Here is a 2499-nt window from a genome sequence, read left to right as displayed (position 1 = left end):
TCTTCTGAGTAAATTTAAGGCTACTTCTAATTTGCCTTCTAATTTGCCTTCTTGTTTGCCTTTTAATTCTCCTTCGCGATATATTTCTTGATAAATTGCTGATTCTTGCATAATGTCACTCCTTAATATTGTCTTGATTATTTCTTCTTCGATGACTAAGTTTGCTAATATTGCCGTGGCTGCTGTTAGGTTACTTTTTTCTCTTCTATCGGTTACTGTTTCTAGAGCATTTTTCGGACTCATGAGGTTGTACCTAACTCTCTTGCCTCTCCTGCCTCCTGCCTCTCCTGCCTCAAAAGGATAACCTCTGTACCTCACCAGTATGAGAATTGCTATATTGAAATATTATCATCCTTGGTTATATAAATTTCTTCAGTGTAATTATTTGTACTTGCCGACATAAAAGCAAGGCTAGAAACTAGCTTCTGCCTTGCTTTTCATCAACATGTGAGTGCTTTTTAGTGATGGGGATGACCACCACTTGTTAGCTTGCTTAAAAACTTATTGGTATCAAAGAAATGTTCAACGGACTCAATCTTTAGATCATCCGTTACCTTGGCAATACTTAAGCCCACAATCTCAATCGCTTCTTCAGTGGGTTGATGATCTTTATAAGAGCCTTTGAAGTTCCCCCAATGTCTCCATTTAAAAACAACGTTTGGAGGACCTGCGACCACCTCAACTAACTCCCAATGAAAACCTTCAGGAAAAGCCGTGTGGAATAATTCATAGGAAGACTCAAAGTCTTCTTTTGAGGACTGATAATGTTCCGAATCTTCTAAAAACAGGTTATAAGTGCCTTCATTGGCAATATCCTGAGCGGTGTACTCTTTGCCTCCGTTTGTCTGCATCCGAAATTTATCAGTAACAACGGAAATCCATTGCTCAGGATTGGTTTTAAAGGTCGCCTCCATCTCAAAGGTTCTCACTAAGTTATGGGCGATTGCATTCAAAGACCCTTCTGCATGATTAAACTGACGCTCACGCTCACGATGGGGATTGACATGAGCGTAGCTGGGGACTTCCCCATAACGCCATTCAACACCTTCGCTGTGTTTTAGGACTTCTTCACGATTTTGTATTTGAAGAGGAAGATCTTTATTTTCATTCATGGTTGGGATTTTTTTAGCTCAGTAGAAGTGACATAAAAATAAGCTAACTAGAGTATATCATCAACAAATAAATAAAATTACTGAAGGTAACAACTCTATACATTCCTAAGGCTTATGTGTGACTCAATCTCAGCAAATCCTCAAAAATCTTATGAAAGCACAATTAATTAAACAATTGTTTAGCGCAATCGCCAACCTCACTATAAGATTAGATGCAAATCGTTTGTACTTGGCTCATATAACTCTAATCCTCAATAATATTTAATAGCCTGTAGGTTGGGCCCTTGGTCACTACACCCAACAACCTACTAGCCTTTTCCCTATTTTAGTACAAAAGTACCAATAAAAGATATGAGTGATAGTAAATTTCAGCAAGGTTAAATAAAAGCCAAAGGATTACTCATATTCTCGGCAAATCCTAACACCCCAGGATCTCGATGTTGATAGAGTAGATTGCGGTTAGTATCAAAATAAAATGTGCCGCCTCTTTGAGTGAGGTAAGAGGCATCAGGTACATAAGTTTTCCAATTACTGAGAACTTCTCCCATATTTCTTAGTCTCAGAGTAGCTAATTCAAGAGGACGCTGGAATCCTTGTCCTCCAGGGAAAAAAGAACCAGGTAGCGATGGTAAGGGAAAAGCCTTAATTGTTTCTTGATTATCAATTAGTTGTGGCGCCTGGCGATCGCCTGTATATCCTCTTAGTACTTCTTTTAGAGTACCGGGACTAGCAATACCTGCACACATCACCATCAAGTTTATCCAAGCTTGTTGACTAGAAGAGAGAAAAGGAAATCTCCACCTTAAGCCAGAATATAAGTTTAATTGATGGTGCAATTGTGCCTGAGGATCTATAAAAAGTGCTTCTGGGGGAAAACCTGTATATTCACAAAACTTTAATCCAGATTGGCGATCGCCAATTCCCACGGCCCTTACTTGAATATTTTTTTCTCTCAATAAAGTTGAGGCTTTCTGCAACCACCAGGCATACTCTAAGGAATCAAAGTCGCCTAACTGTGACCATAACAATACCAATAATTTCTGATCTACGGCACAATCTACCAGGATAGGAAGTCTAACCCCATCCACAACTCTTTCACGTTCTGTAGCTTCTAGAATAGTATAGATACTTTTATCAGGATTATTCATTTCTCTCAATTTAAAAGGATTTTTGTCTTCATAAATCAAGTATATATACTCAAAAAGTCATTCGCGTATTCGCCTATTTCTCTAAACCTTGTATCTTCCTTGTCGAATGCGATCGCCCTTTTGAGTCTTGAAGTAATGAGTTTTGAAGTAATGAGTTTTGAAGTAATATCAAGTCCGTTTAATCAGTTATAGCAGTGACCGCAGTGGTGTTAACAACATTTATCACTAACTTTTCCCCC

Annotated in this window: 2 protein-coding genes and 1 pseudogene; all 3 read right to left on the bottom strand. The window is 38.5% G+C overall.

Annotated features, from left to right (window positions below; translation table 11 throughout):
* Positions 1-243, bottom strand: a pseudogene (locus MW688_RS11140) (Rpn family recombination-promoting nuclease/putative transposase); the annotation flags it as partial.
* Positions 244-458: 215 nt separating this feature from the next.
* Positions 459-1112, bottom strand: coding sequence for a SnoaL-like polyketide cyclase (locus MW688_RS11135; protein ID WP_486736049.1), 654 nt, complete (start codon positions 1110-1112; stop codon positions 459-461).
* 377 nt (positions 1113-1489) lie between these two features.
* A complete protein-coding gene (locus tag MW688_RS11130; protein WP_486736048.1) occupies positions 1490-2260 on the bottom strand; it encodes a peroxiredoxin-like family protein in 771 nt (256 codons plus the stop codon).
* Between the last annotated feature and the right edge of the window lie 239 nt (positions 2261-2499).

This window comes from Johannesbaptistia floridana (assembly GCF_057440575.1).
Note: the sequence above shows the minus strand (reverse complement) of the source record. Positions and strands in the feature narration are given on the sequence as shown.

Excerpts from the sequence above, each read along its gene's own strand:
- MW688_RS11135 (WP_486736049.1), bottom strand. The coding sequence starts at position 1,112 with ATGAATGAAAATAAAGATCTTCCTCTTCAAATACAAAATCGTGAAGAA.
- MW688_RS11130 (WP_486736048.1), bottom strand. The coding sequence starts at position 2,260 with ATGAATAATCCTGATAAAAGTATCTATACTATTCTAGAAGCTACAGAA.